Here is a 16,867-nt window from a genome sequence, read left to right as displayed (position 1 = left end):
AGCTAACCATGCACGAGCGTCACACCCATGCCCGCCGTGGTCGGCGGCTGGTTGACTACCTGGCCGCACTGGCGCGGCTGATCACCAAGGGGCGCGGTGAGCACAAGGCGTTCCGGGGTGACCCGTTCCCTTCCGGCCCGTACCCGGTGTACGCGGCCGGAGCGGTTGAGCGGGTCACGCCCCGCGACTACCGCGGACACGACATCACCATGTACGACCTCGAGGCGCTACCAAACCCGGTGCGTCCTTACCTGCCCGCTCGACTAACGGAGGATGTTAACCAGTGAAGCGGCTAAGCGTAGACGGCGCGATCATCGCGCTAGCTGCCCTCTTCTCCATCACCTATCTGGCGCTTAGCTACGCGACCAGCTACCAGCACATCTACATTCTCGGCATGGCCACCGGGCAGTCCGGTGCGGACGCCCGGATGACGCCACTGGTGCTTGACCTGCCCATCCTGGTCTTGTCCCTGGCGATCCTGTTCGCCGTCCGCAAGGGGGTCAAGGATGTACCCAAGTGGCTGTGGTGGTCACTGTGGTTCGGGGTGATCGTCACCGTAGCGGGTAACGCCTACTTCGGATTGGAGTGGGCATGGGCGATTCACGCCACACTCCAAAACGGCATCGTGGCGGCCCTGCTGTCCGCCCTTCCTGCGTGCTTCCTCGCCATCGTGGTTGAGGCATCCATGTATATGCTCCAGATTGCCGCCGAGGCGGCCCAGGAGGCGGACAAGAAAGCCCGCCTGAGTGAGCGAGGGCAGAAGATCGCCGACTCCCGCCGACGCGGCAGGGGCGCTCCTGGGGCCGTGCAGCCGGACTACAGCGACGCCGATCGAATCGCCGCGTCGATGGCCCAAGAGCGGGCGATCGGCCAGGCGTACCGGGGCGAGTGGCCGCTCCCGGCTGAGGGAAAAGACCCCGCCCCGACCGGGGCGCTCAATGGGATCGGCCTGAGGCAGAGCTAGATGACGGCGACGACAACGGCGAGGCCGGAGGCGTACGATCTGGCGGCGCTCTACCAGGAGAAGCTAGCCGACCTGATGTGGGTGGAACGCAGCGACGTGACCCCGGTGACGGTGTTCACGGAGGAAGGACAGTATACCCACTTTCTCGTCCGCATGGTCGGGTATATCAAGCCCGACCTTACGGCGCCGACAGATCAGCTATGCCGAACAGCGTTCTATCAGCGGTACGAGATCATCATCAAGCGCCTTACGGATCTCCGGGCACCGTTCAGCGGAATGCCGACATTCGAGCTGACCGGACTGGGCGGAGCGAAGTACTGGATTCCGGACGGCTACTTGACAGACTTCGGCGGGATGAAGGCGAAGATCGAGATGCAGTTCGGGACCTACCGCTAGAACAGGAAAGTGCCCCGGAGGATAAACCTCCGGGGCTTTCCCGTACGTACCGCGGGGGGATCATCCGCGGCCCGTAAGTTAACCGTGCTGCTTAACGTACGCCGAGATCTCGGCCTCCATCTTCTCGGCGTCCTTAAGGTCCGCCTCTACGGCCTGGACCTTGGCCATGTCGGCGGCCAGCTCCGCGATGTCATGCTGCACATGCTGTAGCGCGGACTCGGGGATGGTGACAACTGGCTTGGCTGGCGCCGCAGCGCCCATGTCTGTCATGTCGAGTGAGATTCCTCTCGCCTTGTCGGTGAACTGCGTCCAGTCGACGGTATTGCGGCAAAGGCCGCATGTCGCAATGCCGCAGATGTGATCCCCCTGGCCGTAGTGGGCTGACCAGAGTTCGATCTTGTCTCGCGTGACGCCTGTCGCCGCGAATGCTGAGTCGATGTTGCTAACCGACGTGTAGATGATCGGCTTCACCACGCCGCGGGCGTGCTGGCGCGCAACCCAGCCCTTAAGCTCGTCGTTAGTCGCGTCGCCCGGCTCGTCGTCCAACGCGTCGGCGTCATCGGACGCCCGGACGGCAATCGTGATGAACCTGGCGTGCGGGAACTTCGCCTTAAGCTGGTCGATGTTCTTGTAAGTGCCGTCAATGTAGACGGCGATGACCGCCGCGTCCGGCGGGATAAGTTCCCAGTTGGCGTCATCGAACATGTAAACGTTTGTCATTTGATCCCCTTAACCCTTAACTAGCATCTGGCTTATTAAGGTTTTCGATCCTGCTGACCAGCTCGGCTATGATGCCGTGCTGGTGTTTCATTTTGCGATGAAGTCTGATGAAGCTGATGGCGGCCGGGATTGAGAACAGGCTGTCAACGATGAGATTGCCTGCGATGTTATCGACCAGCCAGCGAATGACTACCATTACGGCCGGTCCTCAAGCCTGGTAACCCGCTTGTCGAGCACATGGAACATCTCAAGAACTACCGTCTTGAAATCGTCCAGCTTGGTTGCCACGTCAATCGTGGCCTCAGTGTTGCGGTTAAGCGCCTCGACCTGGGCGCGCTCATGGCCGCCCTTCTTGTAAAACCAGGCGACCACTGCGACGATCCCTCCAATTAGGGCGGTAAGGGCGAGGATGATGCTGGATATGTCGACTGCGGTATGCATTACTTAGACCGCCAGGTAACCTCGAACGCGGACGGGAATTGGAGGGAAGTGTTAACGCTGCCGCTCGCCGAATGGAAGATCATCGGCCAAACGCTGTCCCCGCCCTCAAGGTACGTCTCGTCATAGGCGTCCCAGGACCACGGATTCTGCCCCGCCTCCGACTGGTTGAACTCAAACGGGCCGATAACGTTGCCGTTAATCTGGTACTGCAACCCGACCCGCCCCATATTGGTAGCGGCGATTGCCGCACTGCCGAACAGGGTTATCGCATACCAGCCGGGGGCCTGCGCGACATAATGGTTTCCCGCTGCGGTACGCCAGCCGGAATAGCCATCCTCAATGACATTCCCCATGGTTAGCACCGTCCATGTCCCGGCGGGAATGGATTGCACCGCGTTCTGGGAGACGCGCAATGTGGGCGGATGAGTGAGGAAGTTGAAAGCATCGCGGATGTAAGTGTTAAAGTCGCTCGGCTGCGGGACAGTGCGGGCCGTCCAGTCTTTCACAACCGGGGGCTGGAGTGGCATTAGGCGGACATCCAGAGAGTAAACAGGCGGGTGTTAGTGAGGATGGACGGGACGATAGACGAACCGGAATTCTGGTAGCCGTAAAGCTGCATTGTGTCGCCTGCCGTAAAGCGCATCTGCTTAAACACGATCGCGGCCGGGGTTGTCGAGTAAGCATTCGCCCCCTGGTAGCTGACGCTAGACCCGGACAGGTTGGCGTTAACCTGCGCCGCCGTCGAAAACGCCGCGCCCTGAGCAGGCCAACCGACCTGGCCGTACACGAGGTAAAGACCGCTTAGCGGGCAGGTCCATGTGTTTGTGGTGGCGCTCCACGCGCCCCAGTTGTCAATAGTCGACTGGAGTCCGGTTATTTTCCCCGCACCGCCGGAGGCGATAGAGCCGGGCGAGCCGTTAGCCTGTACCCGCATGACGGGAACATTGCTAAGGAACAGCACGCTATTGCGGATGTCCGTATTGAACCGAGCCGCCGTGGCTTCCTCAAGGGAACTCCACGTGATCGGGTTAGGCAGGGCGAGCTGCACCGCCTGACGGGTGTATAGCGCCTCATCGGCGCTAGTCCACTGGTAAGGCACCGGGACGTTAACGACGCCGTTTTGTGCGCTCGTGGCGCTGGCCATGGCCACCCACCGGGTTGTGAACAGCGGGCTTGCGAAGTCGTTATAGGCAACCGCGGGCGTGGCCGGTGTGCTGACCCATGTGTTGACGGCACTGCCGGTGGTGTGGAATCCGGCGAGCTGGAGCGTGTCCCCGGCGGACACCGCGATCAGGTCAGCGCATCCCGGCTCAACGCGGGTGGCGTTCGCTTGCACCCGCTCACCGCTGATCACCTGAGCACTGCCGCCGGATGGCGTGTAGATGATCTGTGACGAGTAGTAGTGGCCGGACGCCGACGTGGCGAACGGCACCGTGCCCTGAACAAGCCAGATGCCGTCTGTCCCCTTGGGGACGATCACCTGCGACGTGTCCGACTGAACCGAGTGCATCCGCCATGAGTCGGTGATCTCCGAGTCCAGCGTGATCGGCGCCGTGAAGCTGGTGGTGACACTCTGAGCCGTGTACTGGACGCCCTGGAACATGGGCGGCCGGGACAGGAACGCAATCGCCTGGCTGAGCTGCCGGTTCATGTCCCACGCCAGGACGCGGCCTGACCTACGGAAAGGCCAGGTCTGCCCGGCATTCCACCCGGCAGGGCCGAAGTTGTAATCGAGTCCCCCGAAGTTGGGACCGTAACCGCCATAGAATCCGATGCCAGCCATCGTTACCAGCCCAGCTCGTTAGCCCCGATAAGGCCGTAAACAGGATCATCAAGGGTTAGCACTCCCAGGTCAGTTACCGGCGCCAGTACATAACTGAACGTCCCCACGTCGGGCGCGAAGTTGTAGTCAATTGACAGGATCATGTGGACTCCGGCAATCCCGTTAGCCCCCACCGGGTTGCGCTGGAATGAAACAAGGTCGCCGATGTCGGCGCCGAGCACGAAAGGCCAGTAGTCGGGATTGGCCGCAGCGTTAACCGTCATCTTGCTGACCCGCTGCTTAGGCATGGCGTAATCGTTTTGCAGCCAGTTCGCCAGGTCGACAACCGCCTGCGCGTCGGCCGTGTCCGAGTAGATGGTCCTGGTGAAAACCCGCGGGTAATACTTATCCCGGCTGGCCGTGTCTTTCACCCGATAGGTAGCCTGGTCGACATTCCGGGTGACCGCGATATCGTTGTAAAGGAATCCGATGTCAGTCGTTATCTCAAGGTCAGGCTCGTACCCGACCTCGAATCCGGTTGGGCTTAGCCTTAGCCGGTCGACGTACACCTGAGTACCGACCGCAGGGTTGAGGATGATTGTCGGGTGGAAATTCACCCACGCCGTTCCCGCTGCCGGGGTCACGGGAGGGATTTGCAGGAAAGTCGGCGTAAGCGGAGGGCACCATGTACCGCTTGGATAGTAGCCGCCGAGATATGACGAGTTGCTGTCGAAATAGTCAAAGACAGGCTGGACCCAGGCACCGCCGGGCGACATGACCCACATGGAGCCGCCTACCGTCTGCCCTGTCCGGGTCCAAGTGGTATTGGGATACGCATTACCGCTAGACGTAACAGTGAGAAGCCCGCACGACCCGCCCGCGTAAGACCATGTGTTGCTTACCGTGGCAGTCAAGTTCTGCCCGCCGCTTGCGGGCCACTTAAGGTAGTCTTTCGGGTCGTTAAGCGCGTAATCCTGGTCACCGATATTCCAGAGAACCGGGCGGTTGTACTGACCGTCCCGCTGCCGGAAAGTCAATGTCCCGTCCAACGCCACATACAAGAGCCCCAGCTCTCCGGCCGCCACATCCTGAACGGCAACATCCACCTGCGCGCCCTGGTCGGTGAAGCCTCCCCCGGCCGTCCTGTACTGGCCGATAGCGCCGGAAATACCGTTGGACCCGTAACCGCCGCCGAGGTAGTTAAGCTGCTGCTGGCGGCTTGAGCCCTTCTCGATCGCCTGCGGCCCCGCCCAGCGGGCGTAGGTGAGGAAGCGCTGAATGCGCGGACCTGACTTCTCCGCGACAAAGCCGGTACTGCCGGACAGGAAATGCGCCTGAATCCGCTCCGGGTCGAGCACCCTGTCATAGACAGCGCAGTTAGCCAGGTTGCCGGTCCAGAAACCGGCGGGAGCGAGGCTGGCCCACTGGAAGGGCGAGTTAGTTCCGAGGAACGTCGGCGGCTGCTTAGGGTCGCCGCCGAAGCTGAGCCGCGTGGGGACACCAGACGGGAAGTTCCCCTTAAAGGTGGTGAGCTGGTTGCCGTCCATGTAGACGGTAACCTGGCCCGCCGTGGAGATGGAAACCGCGTAGTGGTGCCACAGCGTAAGCCACGGGTTTTGCTGGCTGGTCGTGATCGGAATGGGAATCGAGTGGGACGCACCCCAGCTCATTCCCCCGGCGAAGCAAATGAACGCCGGGTTAGAGGTACCCGCAGGAAGAGACAGCATCGCCAGGGTTAGGAAGTTGCCGCCGCCATTGGCACCCTTGTCATCCCCGAGCGCCATGAGGGTTGCCCCGAAAGTCCCGAGCCCGCCGCCCGCGCTAGGGTTAAGCCCTGCCCAGAATTCATAGGTAGCACCTGTGCTAGTCCACGGCAGGTTATCGTCCGACCCGTCGACCAGGGCGGTTCCCTTGACATAGCTGGAGCTGACCAGGCTTGCGTAATTGCCCCATACGGTGTCTGTCGTGCCGTTAAGGCCCGCCGTCCAGCCGTTACTGTTAAGCGAGTTGCCGAACCCGGTTGACGGGGTATTCCCCGACAGTCCCCCGCCGTACTTGCCCGCGACCGGCACAAGGATAGCCGTGCTCCGGCCTGACCAGTTGGACGCCTGCAAGGCGTTGGATGCGTCATTCAGCGGCCAGAGGTTTAGCGGGTTATCGTAAAGCATCTCCGCAACCATGCACGACGGCATGAGAATCTGCGGCAGCTTAGAATAGTCGTCTGAGAGTTTCGCCTTGATAATGCCGCGCTGGAAGTCGAACGTCTGCGGGAGTGCCATGATAAGGCCGGACCCGAGCGTGTACCGCCTGCCCTGCCAGTCCGCGAAAACCCTTATCTGAGTTACAAGGTCAACCGGGTAGCCGCCGGAGTTAAACGGCGTGAGGGCGCCGTCAAAGTTGTCGAGTTCTATCGTCAGGTCCGCGGCTGCCAGTTCGTCAAGCTCGAAATTCCTGCCGCGCTGCCCCTCGAACCCGAGGAACCTTGACGAGATATCCGTCCAGTTCGGCAGCGACGAGGGATTGCCGTTCGTGTAGCCGAATGCAGCCTGAACGGATATCACCGGGAATGCCCGGTTAGTGTTAGCGCTAGGCCCGCGGCCAAGGAATACAGACGCCATGCCGCCCGAGAACGGGCGCACCGATGCCCCGGAAACGGTAAGCGCCGAAGTCGGCGCGCTAGTAGAAGTAGCCCACGCTGTCGCCTGGCTAATGCCGTAAGGCGTGGCGCCGTTACCCTGGCCAGGAACGTAATTCCATCCGGTCGAGCCGCCACTAACCGTGCCGCTAAGGCCAACCCCTTCCGGCGTTCCGGAGAACGCTCCGGCCGCGAAGATAAAGTCGGGTCCGGTGCCGGTCATGTTCATCGTGAAAGAGGAAGACGCGCCGCTAGCCGGAGTGTCGGTGATAACGTCAACCAGCCATCCGGGCGACAGGCCGGAGAAGTCAAGCACCTGCACCGTCAGATAGCGGACGTAAGCCGACGTGGACACGTAGACGTAGTTGGCCGCCTTGGCGTTAGGCACCGCCCAGACCTGCGTGTGAATGTTATCGCCGGGCGTATAGAACAGCGGCCGGTAAGCGTTATGCACGTCATCGGAAATGAACGCCATCGCTTCGTCCTGGCCCGACTGCCAGGACGCGGCAACGAAAAGCCAGTCATGCTCGGTGTTGTTCACGCTCATCTGAAGCGTGCCGTACGTGTATGCGCCGCCGTTGCCGATCCAGCTTCCGGCGAGCTGCACGCCGGAAGCGATGACAGAGCTGATCGGGATGCTAAGCGAACCGGATGTCTTAGTAGCGCCGGAGGCGTCCGTCACGGTGATCGTGAACGTTGACGTTCCCGCGCCGGTAGGCGTTCCGGAGATGACGCCAGTGGAGGCATTCAGGTTCAGCCCGGCCGGGAGGGAGCCGGAGGCCAGAGACCACGTGTAAGGCTGGAAGCCGCCCGCGGCGGCGATGGCGGCGGCGTAGCCGTTGCCCGCCGTCCCGCCGGGGAGGCTTGCCGTGGAGAGAGTCAGCCCGCTAGGGACGGTCGCAACCCAGATGCCCGCATAGCCGTTGCCCGGCTGCGTGGCATTGGAGACCTCGGTCCAGACCAGCCCGTACGAGTCGGTGACGGTCATGGAGGCCGCCGAGTACGGGTTGCCGGACGCGGACACCATGGCCACCAGAAGCGTGCCGGGAGGCGGCAGGAAGGACGCCGTAGTGACCGACGACACGCCCGAGCTGAGCGAGGCAGACGACACCACCGCGGGACTGGACGGGTCAATGGTGATCGTTGACTCAGTTAGAAGCGCGCCACCGGCCTCCGTAAGGAGGGCGCCGCCAGCCTCGGTAAGGAACTTTGCCATTCCTTAAGCGACCCTGTACCAGAGCGATGTGTTGCCGTCGTAAACAAACGTCCGCGCAGTCAGCGCCGGTATCACATTGGACGTGCCATCCGCCACATGGCTAGTTCCTGATGCGGCAAAGGTGATGGTGAACGCTGACTGATTAATGACGGTAACTCTCGTCCAGGCATTCGACGGCGCCTGAAGAATCACGCCGGTAACGGCACCTGACGCCGTAACCGGAATGGCAGCATAGTTGCCATCGGTCGCGGTAAGAATCGTGTAGCTGGACGTGACGGTCTGCACCGAGTCAGCAGCCAGGACAAGTGCGGGAGTCTTAAAGAATGACGCCTGCGAAAAGTCAGAGTTCGTCTGTGACAGGTACGTGTACCCGAAGCCTGAGACGTAGTTGAATGGCCCGGATGTGCCCGTAACCGGGTTGAAGTTGAAGACCGTTCCCGTTTGCGTACCCGCAACCTGGATACCGTACTGCTGCGCCGCGGGCGTAAGGCCGCCATTGTTGTTTCCGGTGGTGCCCGAAATGGAGCAGTAGGTCGCGGCGTTCGTGTTGACACCCGCGCCACCTGTTGTCCCCGCGCCATTGCTGTCCGCCTCGTTACCTGAAAGCGTGCAGTGCAAAGCGGACTGGAGATCGTAGCCGTGAAGCGCGTTCTGCTGAGACGAGCAGCCGACCAGGACGTTATAGGTCGACGTGCTCGGCAGTTCGAAACCGCACTGTGTGGTACCCCAGGTCGAGCCGTTGTAGCCCGCAAAGAATGCCTTGCAGCCTTTCAGCATGTTGTTTCCACCGGCCAAGTTAAAGCCGTGGTTAGCAGACCAGCCGGAGATAACATCGGTAAAGAAGTTATCAGTCGCACCGCTGGTGACGTTCAGGCCGTAGCCCTGGCCGTGGTACTGCCCGCCGCCGCGCATGACCAGGCCGCGGATGTTCGTGCCGAACTTGAAAGCATCGCCGCTCGCCTGGTAAACCCAGACATCGCGGATCGTGTGGCGCACGTCGGACGGGTTTCCGCTAAAGCCAGTGTTATCCAGGTAGATACCCATGAGCGATGACCCGGTGTTCGGGATAATCGTCAGGCTGGCGATCGTGACCTGAACCGTAGTGGCCGGAGTCTTGCAGGCGATAACGGCACCCGTGGTGCCGGAAACCGACTGGAGAACGGTGTCCGGTCCCGAGCCGATAATGCCGCCGTTGCTGTCAGGCAGAAGATTGGTCACGTAATACGTGCCGGGCACCAGATACGCCGTCCTGCCTGCCTGGCAGATAGCGTTAATGGCTGCCGTGTCCGTTGCCCCCGAACTGTCCGCCGAAGGAAACAGGACACCGAACACCGAGCTAGCCATAGAGGCAATGGGCATCGTCTTGTCGGAGCCCGAGGCGCCAGCCGGAACGGTGCTCGTGTCATTCGGATCAAGAACCGCTATCTTGACGTTCTTCTGCGGGTTGGTCAGGACAGCAAGTGCCGAAAGCGCGAGGTCAGTCAATTAACGTTGTTACCTTATCTCTAAAGCCTAAGCAGGCTGGATTTCAAGCACCGCAACGCCGCCCGCGGCGGCATCTGTTGACCCGGCTGTGAATGGAGTTCCGGCCGTAAGCGTGGCCGTGCTCTGGAAAGTGCCGTAGCCGTAGTCCTGTGTGGTGCTACTTACGGTGTCACTTACAGAGTCGATTGCCGTGTTGCCAGCAGCCGCCACCGGGGCGGCAGCCGTGGCCGGGAAGTTAATCTCGGCGGCCAGGGCCAATGACCCGGTTAGCGCCGGAATGATCGTCGCCTCATGCGCGCCCGTAGCCGACTGGGAGGCGATGTTAGGCGGGACGGGGAAAGCCGGGAGGGCTGCGTTATTGAGCGCCAAGACGCGCAGCAGGATTCCGGCGCTGGCGTTGCCGCCAGCGGTAGCGGTCACCGTAATAGCCGGGATGGTGCCCGGCGTGCCGCCACCGGCGGCGTTAGCGATAGTCCACGTAAACGTGGCGTTAGCGCTGTTGCTGCTCGGGTCGGTCGCCGTGACGGTTACGGAGTAAGCGCCCGCGGTTGTCGGCGTACCCGAGATCGCGCCGGTAGTCGAGCTAATGGAGAGGCCCGCAGGAAGGCCGCTAGCTGTATAGGTGAGAGACGATCCGGTCGCCGTGATCGACAGCGAAAGCGACGTTCCCACCGTGCCCGTCTGCGGGCCGGGGTTAGTGACCATTACCGCTGGCGGTGCGCCCACGGGGCCAAGAGGCCCGGTGGTGGAGAGAGCCGCGTTATCCAGGTACATTGTCGGCTGGCTGGCGTGCGAGCTGCACCAGCCCCAGTGAGTCTCACTGATAACGCCGCTCGTGCCGTACTGCCCGCCAGTGTCAGTGACGGTGCCGCTGACTGCCGTGCCGTTCGGCGAGTTGTACCAGTTGACGGTGGCGCTAGCAACACCGGGCGCCCCGGCGTTAATCGTCCATTCCAGCCGGAACCACTGGCCGGTAGGCATGGTGGGGCCGCCGCCGATTTCTCCGAAGCTCGCATTCTGGAGCCGCAACTGTCCGCTATTGGCGATCATTACGCCGCCGCCGAAAGTGCCGCCATTCCAGAATTCGACAATGTTAGTGTCGGTCGTCGGATTGGCAGTCAGGTAGACGTAAGTCCGGCCATAGATGACCGGCTGCGAGCCAACCGAGCTGGACGACCACTGCGTGTAGGCCACGCCCGCGGTGCCGCTAGTGGTGTACGCGCCGGACAGGGCGCCGTTGGCGGCCTGCGCGCTGGAATACTGCACGGTCGCGCCGTTAGTGGCGGACACCAGATCCCAGGCGTTCCGGCCAGTACCGCCAGAGTTGCCCGTCGTTATGGTGGTGCCGTTAGTGCCTGATTCATAGTCTTGGCTCAGCAGTGCCGAGCCTCCACCACCGCCCCCACCACCGCCGCCGCCGGAGGATGTCTCGGTTACCGTGATGGTGGTATTCGGGTAGCCGCTCCCGCTGGGAGTGCTGACGGTGAAGGTTGCGGCGCCTGTACTGGAGGCGTCAGCCGTAAACGTGACGTTCTGCGGGGTGGCGTAGTTGGCCGGGGTGAAAGTGAGGGTGCCGCCCGAGCTGACCGACAGGCCGGTGTTCCCGGCCGTCCTGGTGATGGTCGCGGTTACGTTGACGACAGGTGCCGCGGACAGCGAGATTGCGACCGTGCCGGTACTGCTCTGGACAACCGAAAGCGTGGACGAGCTGGTCACGATGGAGCCGCCACCGCCACCCCCGCCGCCGGGGTTGCCGACCAAGCCCGAGGCGGTAACGTCAATGCTGATCGCCGTCTGAGCCGGAATCGTGTAGTTAATCGTGGAGCCGGAGAACTGGGCGTTATTAACGACCCGCGTGATAGCGGAGGTCGGGCTATTGGCGTTGCTGGCCCACACGTTGTAGGTGCCGCTGGTCGTGCCGGTGGGAATCGTAAGGGCGATGGTAAGCGGATGGCTAGCAGTATCCTTGTTAATGGCAATGATCTTGCCGTTATCACAGGCGTAAACGCTAACGCTGGTATTCGTGTAGGTGGTGCTGGCGTGAACAAAGTTGTTTGAATAGCGCATGAACTGGCTATTCATGCCAGTCCAAATACCAATACCCCAGTAGGCGGGCATGGGGGTGCCGTAAGGGTACGGCGCACCATTGGTGCCGTTGCTGATGATCGACAAGCCGGGATCGTTGGTGTCAGAATAGACGGTGGGGTGCGCGCCGGAGGAAAGAACCTGGCCGAGCACGTCGGCAATCCAGCATGTGTTCTTCCACGAGGACGCGAACGCGACAGTGGCAGCGGCCTTAGTGTCAAAGTTGACGTTAAGTTCCTCGACCCCGTACAGGATGCCCGACTTGTAGCCCCGCATGGTGCCAGTCTGGTTGTAATACTCGGCGGTGTCGTAGAAACCGCCGTGGCCGTTGTCGTTGCCCTGCGTGTCGAGCGCGTCATAGGCATGGTAGCTAAGGCCGCCGAGGCCCGGCAGGTTGGCCGCAGCCCATGAAAGGAAGCTGGTATCCCAGAATGACGCCGCAGGGGCGCCGACGCAAATGGTCGGGTCCGCGGCGAGCATCGCCGCAAGGGTGGCCCTAGCTGACCCCTGGCCGGTAGCATTCAGGTTGTAGGCACTACCGCCAGCATTAGGACTTTTCGCCTCATTACCGATGCTCCAGTACTTAACTGGACCGCCATTACGCCCGCCTCCGGCGTTGAAATAGCTGACAAGGGAACCGCCGTCATTCGGCCAGAAATTATTGTCGTCAGTGTCGCCGTTGAATGAGATCAGCGGGACAGCCCCGGACGCCTTAATCGCCTTCACCAATGCGGCGGCGGTGCCCGGCGCCCGACTGGAACCGCCCGCACCATAACCGGGATTACCGCCATACCAGGCGAGCGAGGCGCGCATGTGCCCTGGCGCCAGGTTAGTTAGGAGCTGATTCCAAGTGGCGCTAGCCACGAACGGAATCGGGGTGACTTGCGGGAACTCGGACAGGACCAGGCCCGCACCGAGCGGGTCTGTCGCCGTAAGGACGTTAGTGAAATCAACGGTTACGTTGCCCACGAATTACCTAGTTCTCCTGCCGAGGCCATTAGTGCCCGTCCGTCGTTCCGTTTCAATGCCGTTCTTTTGGACGGAGCGGTAAATCTCCTTGCCGTCCAGATGCACATGGTTGTGTATTTCAGCCGGGCCGCCTCCGGCGCCAGATCCGCGGAAGCCTCCGCTGCCCTTGAGGAATCCTGTAGCGCCGCCATGGTGGCCGCCCTGCGGCGGCGGCTGGGTTACGACGTACGGGGCCTGCGTTACCTGAATCGTATTGACCGTTATTGTCTTGCCGTGCATCGCATCAATGGCGGCCTGCGCCCGAGCGGCTTGCGTCACTATCTGATCCGCCCACTTCTGGGCCTGGGTGCGGTTATGCATGAACGTGTCCGCCAGGGCGCCAAGAGCGCCCTCGATCTGCGAGTTAGAGAAACCCATCTGCTTAAGCGACTGAATGTAGTTGTTCGCCATCTGGGTCACATTGGAATTGATCTTGCCGTGCGACTTGCCGAACGCATCCGAAAGGTTCTGCGTCGCTTGGTTAAGCTGCGCGGTATTGGCGATGGCGTTAACCATCGCCTGAGTCAGCACACCCTGAAGGCCGGAAGCCAGGTTCTTAGCATCCTGGGACAAGGTTGCGGTCGACTGGGTAAGAATGCCCTGCTGCTTGTTAAGATCCTTCTCCGCGTTCTTAGTGTGGCCGAGCCACTTAGACATTCCCGCGAGAGAGTTATCGCCCGCGTACCCGGCGATCTGCGCAAGGGCGTAAACCATGGTGGCCGCCTGCTTCGACCCGGCGGCAAGCGGAAGCATCTGCGCAACAATGTCCTTACCGGCCTGGTAAAGGGCGTGCTGCGCTACGGCGCTATTGCCCGACACCGCCGCCATAGTGGCGAGGGCGTTATAGAGCGACACCGCCGAGTTAATCTGTGCATCGAATGCCTGCCTCGCCGCAAGCGAGGAATCCGAGGTCCCGTTAAGGGTGGACTTAACGGTCGTGAAGCTGTCACTGATCTTGCCAAGAGTGGTGCGGACCTTTTCGCCGCCCTGTTGCAGGTCGGTGATCAGCGTCTTCTGCCCCTGCTCAAAGGTAGTGAAGGCGGAGTCTCCGCCAGTGACAATCCCGATCCACGTCGAATAGGCGCCCGTGACATTCTGGATTGCCTGGTACTGGCTCGAGGTAGTTACGTTAAGGGCGTGAAGGGCGCTGCCGAGATTCCCCGTGCCATCCGTCATCACCTTGAGCTGGGTCATGTAGCCGTTGATAAGCGCCTCGATCTGCGCGAGGTTATCGGCTCCGCTGCCCAAGAGCTGATTGTTCGTAACCTGCGCAGCACTGGCCAATCCCAGTGCATTCGGAAGGCTAACCCCAAAGTCATGAGCGATCCTGGCAAGGTTCGAGTGAAGGTTTACCTGCTCGCTCGAGAGCTGCATAGCGTTAGCCCGGTAGCCATCGACGGCCTGGTTGGCCTGCCTAAGCGCCGCATTCTGGCCCGGCAGGGAAAGCCCGCCGCGGTGCGTCGGCATGTACGGGTTGCCGTACACTTCTCCGCGCTTAAGGGTGGCGTTGTACGCGCTCTGTGCGGCGGTGAGGGTCTGAGTTGCCGCAGCGAGCCGCTCCGCGTTAGCGGCCGTGTCGGCCTTGAGGAGCCCCTGAAGCTGACCCGCCGAGGCGGTTGAAAGCGCCTGCTGCATGGAGCTGCCGAACGCCTGAGCCGCAGTGCGCCCCGCACGCAGGTACATGATCAGGCCCGCGAGTCCGCCCGCCACCAGGGCCACGCCTGCGATGACCGGGCCGGAACCGGCCGTGTCGAGGAACAGGAGAACCTTGCCGAGCCCGGCAATGATCGGCTCCGCCAATCCGGCCTTGACCGCCAGGGAGGCGATGCCTTCCGTTATCGACGTAAGCCCGGCGACAACCTTGGTGAACCCCCACGCGGCGGCAGTACCGAAGAGGCCGCCATAGAAGATCGCCCCGTGCAGCTTAAGGAACCATCCGAGAGCTGGCTCAATGCCCTGCGCCACGCGCTCGCCGAAGCCGAGTATCTGAGTCCCGAAGGTGAGCAGGACTTCCGCGTAGCCGGGAACGGCCCTGGCTAGTGCGCCGAAGATGCCGAACAGGTTCCCGAACGCGGTCATCAAGAGCCCAACGTCACGAGCGCCGGTCTGGAAGAATGACCCGTTAGTGTGCGACAGGGCGACACTCGCCCTGGCCGTGATCTGGTCGATCGACTGGCCAATAGACGCCAGCGGCCCCGCCAGGTGGCCACTGTTCCGCTGGATTGTGTAGAGCGCGATGCCGAACGCCTCGAGGACGGACGGCTTAACAGCCTGACTAAGCGACTGGCCCTTAGTGGCCAGCGATGTGAACTGCTGCCCCGTGGCCTGCGCCGCCGTGTTCATGTTCTTGAGCTGCTTGTAAATCTGCAACGCAGTCGGGTAAGCGGCAGCACCGAAAGCGGTAAGGGCAATAGACGCCGGAGCCCAGACCGCGGCGAACTCGATAACAGCCTCAGACGCCAGGTGCCATCCCGCACTCATCGAGACGAGATGGCTTATGACGGTCGGCAGACCGGAGTCGGTCTTCCTAATGGCGTTATACGCCAGGTTGAGGGCATTGCCGAAAAGCGGGACCGGCGACTTGTTCGTGAACAGGGCGCCAAGCCAGCCAGCCCATCCGGGCATGGAGGAGAAGAAGTTGCTGCCCGAGCTAGCGGCCCTCTGCTCATCGGCCATCACTTCGGCCGTGGTCATTGCAACCCGCTGCGCGATCCGCTGCTGTATTGACTTGAGGTAAGCAGGCGGCAAGCCGCTAGAGCGGCCCGTGGTGAGTCCGCTAATCGTCCTGTAGAACTCGCTGCCCGCTACCCTGGCAGCAGTGCGAGCCTGGCCGATATCAGCCCTGACGGGGAACGTGACCGGGCGCCCGGCCATATCCCTAAGCGCCTTAATCTTCGCCTCAGCCGCAGCGACTTCCGCGTCAATGTTGATGACAACATTGCTGTTAAGCCCGTCGATGAGCTTCTTGGCAGCCGCGATCTTAGGTGCGAACTCCTTGAGATTCATCGTGAGACGAGTCTCTACAGGAGGTAGGTAAGCGGCAGTTGCCAATTTAAGAGGTCGCCATCTGCTGTGCTATAAGCCAGCGTCGCCAGTAAATTTCGGTGAGTTCGCCCGACTTGATCGCGTCATCAGTCGCGGGCTTAAGGAAGGGCCGCGGGAGCTTTTCAAGCTCCTGCGCGTTATGCCAGTAGCCGTCTTCCCACCACCACATGTCGCCCTTATGGACTCCGCCCAGCTCGAGGAACCGGCCGTAAGGCCCGTTAGTGGAAGAGGCCCATTCGGTAGGGCCAACAACGGCGTCATCCCCGTCCTGTTCTGCCATTACAGACGCAGCAAGCCGCCCGCTTATCATCGCGGGCGGCTCACCAATGGGGGAGGGGGTACTGCTAAGGGGGCGGTGGTGGTAACGGGAAAGAAGGCTCCGCGTCTTGCGCTGGATTAGCTTTGCGCCCTCGAGGTTGGCGTTAACGCCCTCCAAGTGCGCAAGCACCAACCAGTTATCGAGCGCGCCGCCCCAGTCGGCGTCGTCAACAACAAGAGATACAGTTACCACTAAGACCTGTTCTTACTCTTAGCCTTCCGCTCAGCCGCTTCCGCGGCCTTCTTCTCCCGGTATTCCCTCTCGCCGTCCAACGCCAAGGCGATAGGCATCAGCCAGTCCTCTTGGTCGAGAGTCAGGCGGTCAACCTGCTCCGGGGTCCAGCCCCACCGTTCGGCGTACACGACGTACGTCATAAGGTCGAAAGGAATTACTTCCTTATCGTGCGGAACCCCCGCGAGGAAACGCTTTAGCTCGCGGAGGGCGCCGTAGGGGTTTCGTTAGTCGGAGTCGGGGCGTTAACGCCCTGAATCGCCTTAAGGTGCGGCACGATCGCCGCCCGAAGGGCGTCGTCCTGCTCGAGCGTCAGGAACGAGAGGGCGTCGGGCCGCTTAGCCGGGACCGGGTAAGGCAGCGACCATTCGGTGATGACCAGCGGCAGGAGTGCCGTCGCCATGTCATCCTCCATGGAGCCCGGAATGATCGCCCGGCCCTCGCCGTCGCTCGAAAGGCTGATCGCCTTGTTAACCGCAAGGCGGTCGGGCCTGCGGAGGTCGGCGACCTCCCGCAGCTCAGCCCAGTTGTCGGAAGTGTCAAGAGTTACGCGCATGATT

General features: G+C 61.8%; 14 protein-coding genes. 3 read left to right on the top strand and 11 right to left on the bottom strand.

Annotated elements, in window-relative coordinates; translation table 11 throughout:
- The first annotated feature begins 8 nt into the window (after positions 1–8).
- Genes EAS64_RS33955 through EAS64_RS33945 form a run of 3 tightly spaced genes read left to right on the top strand, consistent with a single transcriptional unit; the run spans position 9 to position 1,360 of the window.
- The gene (locus EAS64_RS33955; RefSeq protein WP_145859721.1) at positions 9–287 is read left to right on the top strand and encodes a hypothetical protein; all 279 of its coding nucleotides are present in this window, start codon (positions 9–11) and stop codon (positions 285–287) included.
- The gene (locus EAS64_RS33950; RefSeq protein WP_145859720.1) at positions 284–964 is read left to right on the top strand and encodes a hypothetical protein; all 681 of its coding nucleotides are present in this window, start codon (positions 284–286) and stop codon (positions 962–964) included. The genes EAS64_RS33955 and EAS64_RS33950 overlap by 4 nt, the downstream gene beginning before the upstream one ends.
- Positions 965–1,360, top strand: a complete 396-nt coding sequence (locus tag EAS64_RS33945) for a hypothetical protein (protein WP_145859717.1) — start codon at positions 965–967, stop codon at positions 1,358–1,360. It begins immediately after the preceding gene.
- Positions 1,361–1,438: 78 nt separating this feature from the next.
- Here the strand turns inward: EAS64_RS33945 and EAS64_RS33940 are convergent, their stop codons facing one another.
- The 11 genes from EAS64_RS33940 to EAS64_RS33895 all read right to left on the bottom strand — a co-directional run bounded on the left by EAS64_RS33940 (position 1,439) and on the right by EAS64_RS33895 (position 16,863).
- Complete coding sequence (locus tag EAS64_RS33940) at positions 1,439–2,065, bottom strand: glycoside hydrolase family 25 domain-containing protein (RefSeq protein WP_145859715.1); 627 nt, start codon at positions 2,063–2,065, stop codon at positions 1,439–1,441.
- 210 nt (positions 2,066–2,275) lie between these two features.
- The gene (locus EAS64_RS44090; RefSeq protein WP_187366370.1) at positions 2,276–2,452 is read right to left on the bottom strand and encodes a hypothetical protein; all 177 of its coding nucleotides are present in this window, start codon (positions 2,450–2,452) and stop codon (positions 2,276–2,278) included.
- 68 nt (positions 2,453–2,520) lie between these two features.
- Positions 2,521–3,027 carry a hypothetical protein gene (locus EAS64_RS33935; RefSeq protein WP_145859714.1) on the bottom strand — a complete coding sequence of 169 codons (507 nt, stop codon included), beginning with the start codon at positions 3,025–3,027 and terminating at the stop codon, positions 2,521–2,523.
- 20 nt (positions 3,028–3,047) lie between these two features.
- Positions 3,048–4,304: a hypothetical protein gene (locus tag EAS64_RS33930; RefSeq protein ID WP_145859712.1), complete on the bottom strand. Its 1,257-nt coding sequence runs from the start codon at positions 4,302–4,304 to the stop codon at positions 3,048–3,050.
- Positions 4,305–4,306: 2 nt separating this feature from the next.
- Positions 4,307–8,134 (bottom strand): Ig domain-containing protein, encoded by a 3,828-nt coding sequence (locus EAS64_RS33925; RefSeq protein WP_145859710.1) that lies wholly within the window; start codon positions 8,132–8,134, stop codon positions 4,307–4,309.
- A 3-nt stretch (positions 8,135–8,137) separates the two neighbouring features.
- Positions 8,138–9,619 carry a hypothetical protein gene (locus EAS64_RS33920; protein ID WP_145859708.1) on the bottom strand — a complete coding sequence of 494 codons (1,482 nt, stop codon included), beginning with the start codon at positions 9,617–9,619 and terminating at the stop codon, positions 8,138–8,140.
- Positions 9,620–9,646: 27 nt separating this feature from the next.
- Positions 9,647–12,673 (bottom strand): beta strand repeat-containing protein, encoded by a 3,027-nt coding sequence (locus tag EAS64_RS33915; protein WP_145859706.1) that lies wholly within the window; start codon positions 12,671–12,673, stop codon positions 9,647–9,649.
- A 3-nt stretch (positions 12,674–12,676) separates the two neighbouring features.
- Positions 12,677–15,718, bottom strand: coding sequence for a hypothetical protein (locus EAS64_RS33910; protein ID WP_145859704.1), 3,042 nt, complete (start codon positions 15,716–15,718; stop codon positions 12,677–12,679).
- Between the two features lie 46 nt (positions 15,719–15,764).
- The gene (locus EAS64_RS33905) at positions 15,765–16,268 is read right to left on the bottom strand and encodes a hypothetical protein (protein ID WP_145859703.1); all 504 of its coding nucleotides are present in this window, start codon (positions 16,266–16,268) and stop codon (positions 15,765–15,767) included.
- Entirely contained in the window at positions 16,268–16,450 is a 183-nt protein-coding gene (locus tag EAS64_RS33900; protein ID WP_145859701.1) for a hypothetical protein, read from the bottom strand. Before EAS64_RS33900 ends, EAS64_RS33905 begins: the two co-directional genes overlap by 1 nt.
- Positions 16,451–16,503: 53 nt before the next feature.
- Positions 16,504–16,863, bottom strand: a complete 360-nt coding sequence (locus EAS64_RS33895; RefSeq protein WP_145859699.1) for a hypothetical protein — start codon at positions 16,861–16,863, stop codon at positions 16,504–16,506.
- Positions 16,864–16,867 lie beyond the last annotated feature (4 nt).

It is taken from the genome of Trebonia kvetii (assembly GCF_007827045.1).
In the GTDB taxonomy this organism is placed as follows: Bacteria; Actinomycetota; Actinomycetes; order Streptosporangiales; family Streptosporangiaceae; genus Trebonia; species Trebonia kvetii.
This window is presented reverse-complemented; position numbering and strand designations above follow the sequence as displayed.

Coding starts and splice junctions, on each gene's coding strand:
- EAS64_RS33925 (WP_145859710.1), bottom strand. CDS start 8,134: ATGGCAAAGTTCCTTACCGAGGCTGGCGGCGCCCTCCTTACGGAGGCC.
- EAS64_RS33910 (WP_145859704.1), bottom strand. CDS start 15,718: ATGAATCTCAAGGAGTTCGCACCTAAGATCGCGGCTGCCAAGAAGCTC.
- EAS64_RS33930 (WP_145859712.1), bottom strand. CDS start 4,304: ATGGCTGGCATCGGATTCTATGGCGGTTACGGTCCCAACTTCGGGGGA.
- EAS64_RS33895 (WP_145859699.1), bottom strand. CDS start 16,863: ATGCGCGTAACTCTTGACACTTCCGACAACTGGGCTGAGCTGCGGGAG.
- EAS64_RS33940 (WP_145859715.1), bottom strand. CDS start 2,065: ATGTTCGATGACGCCAACTGGGAACTTATCCCGCCGGACGCGGCGGTC.
- EAS64_RS33900 (WP_145859701.1), bottom strand. CDS start 16,450: ATGACGTACGTCGTGTACGCCGAACGGTGGGGCTGGACCCCGGAGCAG.
- EAS64_RS33955 (WP_145859721.1), top strand. CDS start 9: ATGCACGAGCGTCACACCCATGCCCGCCGTGGTCGGCGGCTGGTTGAC.
- EAS64_RS33945 (WP_145859717.1), top strand. CDS start 965: ATGACGGCGACGACAACGGCGAGGCCGGAGGCGTACGATCTGGCGGCG.